This window comes from Pseudanabaena biceps PCC 7429 (genome assembly GCF_000332215.1).
Taxonomy (GTDB): domain Bacteria; phylum Cyanobacteriota; class Cyanobacteriia; order Pseudanabaenales; family Pseudanabaenaceae; genus Pseudanabaena; species Pseudanabaena biceps.
Genome location: NZ_ALWB01000258.1, coordinates 1 through 6,463, shown reverse-complemented (window position 1 = coordinate 6,463; position 6,463 = coordinate 1). Strand labels below are relative to the sequence as shown.

Sequence of the window (6,463 nt, the reverse complement as noted above, 5' to 3'; positions counted from 1 at the left end):
GAGAGAGGCGGCGCGAAGCGCCGCCTCTCTCTTTTGGTTTTTATGTTCTGATACGCTTGGCGGTAGGGATGAATTATTGGGCAAATCCTAATCATTTAAAGACTTTGCTTTAATTACAGCTTCAGTCAAAGCTACCCACTGAGCGACATCGAGATCTTCAGCTCTCACCTGTGGGTTAATGCCCATATTTTCCAAAATAAGCACCAGAAGATCGCGATCGATTTCCGAGATCAGATTATTCCGCAACATTTTGCGCTTTGTGGCAAAACCCAGTGTGAGCAATCGATCTAAGAATCTCGGACTGCTCGCTGGGGTAGGTGTGGGACGCGGAATAATGCGGACAACTGCCGAATTAACTTTTGGGGGTGGATAAAAAGCAGTAGCAGGAACATCACAAATAAACTGGCATTCCGCAAGGTATTGAATCTTAACGCTGAGGGCATTGTAAGCCTTATGTCCTGCTTTCGCAGCCAGCCGATCGCCAATTTCCTTTTGCACGAGCAGCACAATTTGCTCGAACTGATGAACTGGTTCGGACAATGTCCCCAATAGTTTTTTCAGAATTTCGCCAGTAATGTTGTAGGGAATATTGGCGATGACTTTATTGGTTTCTGCGGGAAGGGGAATGTCAAGGATGCTCCCTTCAATTAGTTGAAAGTTCTTTTGCGTCATGGTTTTACGCAGCTTTTCACAAAGATCGCGATCAATTTCCACGGCAGTCAGTGACTCCACAAAAGGCAGGAGCAAACGGGTGAGATTACCCGTACCAGGTCCAATTTCTAAAATGCGATCACTTGGTTGCAATTGCCCCGCACGTAAAATTTTGTTGAGGACATCATCACTGCGCAACCAATGTTGCCCAAACTGTTTGCGCGGACGGATTTTACTGGGGCTATAGATGGGACTTTCGGGGTTGGGCATTGGCGATCGCTGGCTAAAATAATTATGATAAGTAACTGAGCGATTAGCTCAGTTATTAACCCTATTTAGCGATAATAACTGAGATCGTTAATTTATTTTCGCTAAGCCGTTAGCGCTAAATGTGCCAAGCCAATTTTCTTCGTTTACCATTCGTCAAGCTAACCCAAGAGATGTTGGTTATGTATCCGAGATCTTGACTGAGAGCTTTTATCGTAGCGCCGATCGCCAAGTCCATTTTTTGCACCGATGCTTTGTTGATATGGTCTATCCGCTCCTGCGCTATGGCATCATGCTCGACCTTAGCAGTCGCTTTGGGGAAAAAACGCCTTGCTATGCCTGTCTTGTTGCCACCCATCCTGCTAACAAGTCTTTACCGATCGCCACCCTTGAGATTTGTATGCGCTATGTCCCCGCACAAGGACATCAAAATTTTTGGCTCGGTCGGGAAATGCAGCAACATCCCTATATTTTTAACCTAGCCGTCCATCCCCATTGGCGGCGACGTGGAGTAGCGAAACAACTTTTGCTAGCCGCTGAGAGAACGGTAAAGCAATGGGGGTATTCACAGTTGTATATGCATGTTCTAGAGGATAACCAAACAGCTCGCAATCTATACGATCACGTAGGCTATCAAATGTACGACCGCGAGGGAAACTTAAATTATTGGCTGCTTAGAAAACCAAGGAGATTTTTATTACAGAAAAAATTGCGATCGATCTAGCCACTAACCCAGAGGAGCGTCCCTCCCACTACGCGGGAGGGACGCTCCTCTGGGCTTTAAGTTTACCTATTCTTGTCTGAGCCAAGGATGAGATCGCGTTACAATATTGAATATTACATACCCAATCAGGAGTACATCTGCCAACTATGACCATCGCAACCGATATTACTACCCCCACAGATCTCACTCTCGGTCAGAGAGAAAACGACCAAAGCTATCAAATGGCCCAATTAGCAGCGATCGCTGCGGACGATCGTAAGGGAGAAAATATCGTTTTGCTCGCGATCGGTGAAGTATCGAGTTTGGCAGAGTATTTTGTCATTATTACGGGCTTTTCTAAGGCACAAGTACGTGCGATCGCGAGTAGTGCCGAAGAGAAGATTCTCGAAGAGTTCGGGCGCAAACCCAAAAATATCGCAGGCGAGCAAGATGGTACTTGGATTTTGCTTGACTATGGCGATTTAATCGTTCATTCCATGATGGCTCATGAGCGCGAATATTACGATCTAGAAGCATTTTGGGGACATGCCCCCAAACTTGAAGTGTTTTTGCCAGAGCCAGCACTAGAGCAATCGACCTAGACTCAGACTATACCAATTCCCAAAATGGCGTTGCCATTTTGGGAATCTCAAAACCTTACTGGGTTTGTTTTTTAATTCATTGAAGTGTTAAGTAGCCAAGTAAACTTAAAACCTAGACGAGCGTAACGCCCGCGTAGCGGGCGTTACGCTCTCTTATTTTGGTTTTTAATTATGCCGAACTACTTAGCTCACTTCAGTGAATTGGTATTAAACGGAAGAAGCAGCGGTACGCTTTATATACCGCTACTTCTTCCGTTTAATGTTAAATAGCACGTCAGACAAGCGATAATTAAGCAATCTCTTTACAATTGGATACATCAGAATTTATGAAGGTTGGCGATCGCGTTCGTGTTAAGACACCATTAAATGTCTTCCACCACCCTGAGCACAAAGGCAAGGCTTTTGATATTACAGGATTAGAGGGAGAAATTGTTCGCATCCATACTGAATGGCATGGTCGTCCGATCAGTCCTAACTACCCCTACGAAGTCAGATTTACACCTAAGTTTGTCACCCACTTAGGCGACCATGAAATAGAATCAGCCAACTAGATGTAGATCATGGATCTGCCTAAGTATTTAAGTAAGTGGGCTTAATTAAATATAAAACCCTAAAATCTGCGGCTCACACTGCGCGTGCGCCGCAGATTTTATACCAATTTCCAAAATAGCGTTGCCATTTTGGAAATTGGTATAAAACTTTACTGGGCTTGTTTTTTAATGCACTGAAGTATCGGCTCACTTTCGTGAATTGGTTTTAGATCTGGATTTTAATTATGCTGAGGTACTTACATAATTAAGTATCTGCATAATAAATAATAAGTATCTAATAAGTATCTGCATAATTAAGTAGCTATAAGTAATTAAATATAGAATTCAAAAACCTGTAGTGCGCTCTGTGTTTGCGATGAAGGTTTTGACCCTGATTTTTAATTATATCCAGCTACTTAGATCGATATAGATCCATACCCTTGGTCTACATATATGGAAGCAACAATTTTCAGTATTGTTTTTGCTCTTTTAAGTGGCACCTATATCTATCGATCCTTTCGGATTATTGAAGAAGGTCAGGTTGCTCTGGTTGAAAGGTTTGGAAAATATCAAAAAACCATGGAACCAGGGATCAACATTGTTTTACCCTTCCTCGATCGCATTGCTTTAATCAAAAGCTCCCGTGAGCAAGTTTTAGAAATCTCACCACAGCCCTGTACCACCTCTGACAGCGTCAGCGTCAGCGTTAGTGGCGTAATGTATTGGCAAATTAGCGACCTCAAAGACGCAAGGTATAACATTGAGAATGTCGATAAATCGCTGATGGTCTCCCTCGCAACTCAGATCCAAACTCAGATCGGACGCTGCGATCTCGATCATATTATCGGCGGACAAGAAAGAATTAACGAAGAAATTTTACAAGGCATGTCCAATGATACCAAGGCTTGGGGGATCAAGGTTTTGCGTGTGAGATTGGGCGAAATTACGATCCCCACCTCGGTGTTGCAGTCGATGGAAAAGCAAAAGGCTGCTGAAATCGAAAAGAAAGCAATGATTTCCAGATCGGAGGGGGAAAAGACTTCTGAGATCAAAAAAGCAGAAGCGGTGGCGCTTTCCAATAAAGTGCTAGCCGAATCTGAGCGACAAGTCCGATTAGAACAGACTGAAGCAATGGCTTTATCGATCGAGCGCATTGCCGATGCGATCGCCAATCATCCCAATGGTCAAGAGGCGGTGCAATATTTGTTAGCCCAAAAATATTTGGAAATGGGGCAGGCGATCGGGGAAAGTCCCAGTAGTAAGGTTTTATTCATGGATCCCAAATCGATCCCTGGCGCAATTCAATCTTTATTAGCCATGTCCGACAGCAAAATTACGGAAGCGCTCGCCAAACAACCTTATGGCGCAGTTTCCAATATTTCGCCCACGGTTCGGAATTTACCCGTTCAAGAGGTTAAGCCCTTTAAACCACCCTCAGATAGCGAGAAAGGAAGCCCTAGCAACAATTAAAAATATTTGACAAATTCATATATTTAAAGCTATTATAGTGAGTTCGGAATTCCAAAACTGTAAAGCCATGCCGCTACCGATTGTTGCCGTTGTCGGTCGCCCAAATGTGGGCAAATCTACGCTCGTAAACCGTTTGTCGGGAGAGCAATATGCGATCGTCTACGATCAACCAGGTGTAACCCGCGATCGCGTTTATCGCGAATGTTTCTGGGGAGCCCACGAATTTCAAGTCGTCGATACAGGCGGCTTAGTATTTGACGATGAAACTGAATTTTTACCCATGATCCGCGAGCAGGCAGAAATTGCCATTCGCGAATCGGCGGCAGTAATATTTGTAGTCGATGGTCTAGCGGGGATCACCGATGCAGACGAACAACTAGGGGGGTGGCTACGGCGACAAAATATTCCCGTACTCTTGGCGGTGAATAAGTGCGAAGGTTCTAAGTATGGACTTTCTCTAGCGGCGGAATTTTGGAATTTAGGCTTAGGCGAACCCATCCCGATGTCGGGAATTCATGGCAACGGCACTGGTGAACTGCTCGATGAGCTGGTCAAACATTTACCACCACCTGAAGAGGTCGTTGCTGAAAGCGATGAGATTAAAGTAGCTATCATTGGTCGCCCCAATGTAGGCAAATCCAGCTTGCTCAATGCCTTCATTGGCGAAAATCGCAGCATTGTTAGTCCCATTTCAGGCACAACCCGCGATGCGATCGATATGTCCGTCGAGCGGGATGGTAAAAAATATCGCTTGATCGATACCGCAGGGGTACGCCGTAAAAAGAATATTGACTACGGCATTGAGTTTTTTAGTATCAACCGTGCTTTTAAAGCGATCGGACGCTCGGACGTAGTTTTATTGGTCATTGACGCTCTGGATGGTGTCACCGATCAAGATCAAAAGCTGGCAGGTCGCATTAATGATGAGGGCAAAGCCTGTGTCATCGTCGTCAATAAGTGGGATGCGATCGAAAAAGATTCCTACACTATCTACGACTACACCGCCGAAGTTAAAAGCCGTTTGATGTTTGTGGAATATGCACCGATTATTTTTGTAAGCGCCCTTACTGGTCAGCGAGTAACGCAGATCCTCGATCGCATTGATATTGCCGCCGAACAACACAAACGTCGAGTACCAACCGCAATTCTCAATGAAGCGCTCAATGAAGCGGTCACTTGGCACGCGCCACCCACCAGTCGTGGCGGCAAGCAAGGTAAAGTCTATTACTGCACTCAAATTTCCGATAGTCCACCAACAATCATTCTCTTTGTCAACGATCCCCATCGCTTTAACGACAATTACAAGCGTTACATTGAAAATCAATTCCGCAAAACCTTAGGTTTTGATGGTACGCCACTGAGATTTATTTGGCGCGGCAAAAAGGATCGCGAAGTCGAAAAGTCCAAAAATTCGGCATTCAGATAACAGTAATACCAAGTTAAGAAATGGCGTAGCCATTTCTTAACTTGAAAACCCTTACTAGGTTTAGTTTTTAATTCACAAAAGTGTTGTCACACTTTCGTGAATTGGTATCAAGATATAAAGCCCAAAGACGAGTGGCGGCGCTCCGCGCGGCAACCCTCTTTTGGGCTTTATGTTGACCAAACCCCAAAGACGAGTGGCGGCGCAAAGCGCCGCCACTCGTCTTTGGGGTTTTATATCCTAGGCAAACCTTACGTTGCTTACGTTGCTATAGTTTCAGGGTAAACTCCCATACATAAGTATTATTACAGTTGCCATGATGTGCTTTCTACGATTCAATAAGGCAATAACCATGGAGAAGTCATGGAAGAGCGATCACTTGCCACCACTATGACAACCACAGATACCAATAGATTTGAGGCGCATATCCTTGGTGCAGCAACTTTTGATCTCAGCGGTCTTCCTAAGGAATATTACACCCTCGTAGATGGCAGTAAAAGCATCATTTGGGTTCAACCGATTTTTCAGGCTTTAGGGTTAAAATCTCTTTTAGTAGCATCTTTACCCATTGAGAATTTCACCTATGCAGTAATCCATGGTAAGGAATACACTGCGATCGTCATCAGGCAGCAAGGCAGTTATTTAGCCCTACTTTTCGATCCCGCAGATGAGATTCTTGATGCAAAATTTTTAAATTGGGTACATTCCTTTGACGCTACTTTTCTTAAGAACAATCCCAAGTTTCAAGTCATTTAACAGGCAAGGGACTTGCTAATAAAAGCAGAGAGAGTACCGCTCGCTACGCGAGCGGTACTCA

The 6,463-nt window shown here is 44.5% G+C and carries 7 protein-coding genes; 6 read left to right on the top strand and 1 reads right to left on the bottom strand.

Features of this window, described 5'->3' with window-relative positions; all coding sequences use genetic code 11:
- Positions 1-87: 87 nt before the first annotated feature.
- A complete protein-coding gene (rsmA, locus tag PSE7429_RS20125) occupies positions 88-921 on the bottom strand; it encodes a 16S rRNA (adenine(1518)-N(6)/adenine(1519)-N(6))-dimethyltransferase RsmA (RefSeq protein ID WP_009629194.1) in 834 nt (277 codons plus the stop codon).
- Positions 922-1,042: 121 nt separating this feature from the next.
- Here rsmA and PSE7429_RS20120 point away from each other — a divergent pair, with 121 nt between their 5' ends.
- The 6 genes from PSE7429_RS20120 to PSE7429_RS20095 all read left to right on the top strand — a co-directional run bounded on the left by PSE7429_RS20120 (position 1,043) and on the right by PSE7429_RS20095 (position 6,402).
- Entirely contained in the window at positions 1,043-1,642 is a 600-nt protein-coding gene (locus PSE7429_RS20120) for a GNAT family N-acetyltransferase (protein WP_009629193.1), read from the top strand.
- 146 nt (positions 1,643-1,788) lie between these two features.
- Positions 1,789-2,223 carry a ribosome silencing factor gene (rsfS, locus tag PSE7429_RS20115; protein ID WP_009629192.1) on the top strand — a complete coding sequence of 145 codons (435 nt, stop codon included), beginning with the start codon at positions 1,789-1,791 and terminating at the stop codon, positions 2,221-2,223.
- 326 nt (positions 2,224-2,549) lie between these two features.
- Positions 2,550-2,774 (top strand): ferredoxin-thioredoxin reductase variable chain, encoded by a 225-nt coding sequence (locus PSE7429_RS20110; protein WP_009629191.1) that lies wholly within the window; start codon positions 2,550-2,552, stop codon positions 2,772-2,774.
- 432 nt (positions 2,775-3,206) lie between these two features.
- Positions 3,207-4,223, top strand: a complete 1,017-nt coding sequence (locus PSE7429_RS20105; RefSeq protein ID WP_009629190.1) for an SPFH domain-containing protein — start codon at positions 3,207-3,209, stop codon at positions 4,221-4,223.
- Between the two features lie 67 nt (positions 4,224-4,290).
- A complete protein-coding gene (gene der / locus PSE7429_RS20100; protein ID WP_009629189.1) occupies positions 4,291-5,649 on the top strand; it encodes a ribosome biogenesis GTPase Der in 1,359 nt (452 codons plus the stop codon).
- A gap of 360 nt (positions 5,650-6,009) precedes the next feature.
- Positions 6,010-6,402 (top strand): hypothetical protein, encoded by a 393-nt coding sequence (locus PSE7429_RS20095; protein ID WP_009629188.1) that lies wholly within the window; start codon positions 6,010-6,012, stop codon positions 6,400-6,402.
- The last annotated feature ends 61 nt before the right edge of the window (positions 6,403-6,463 follow it).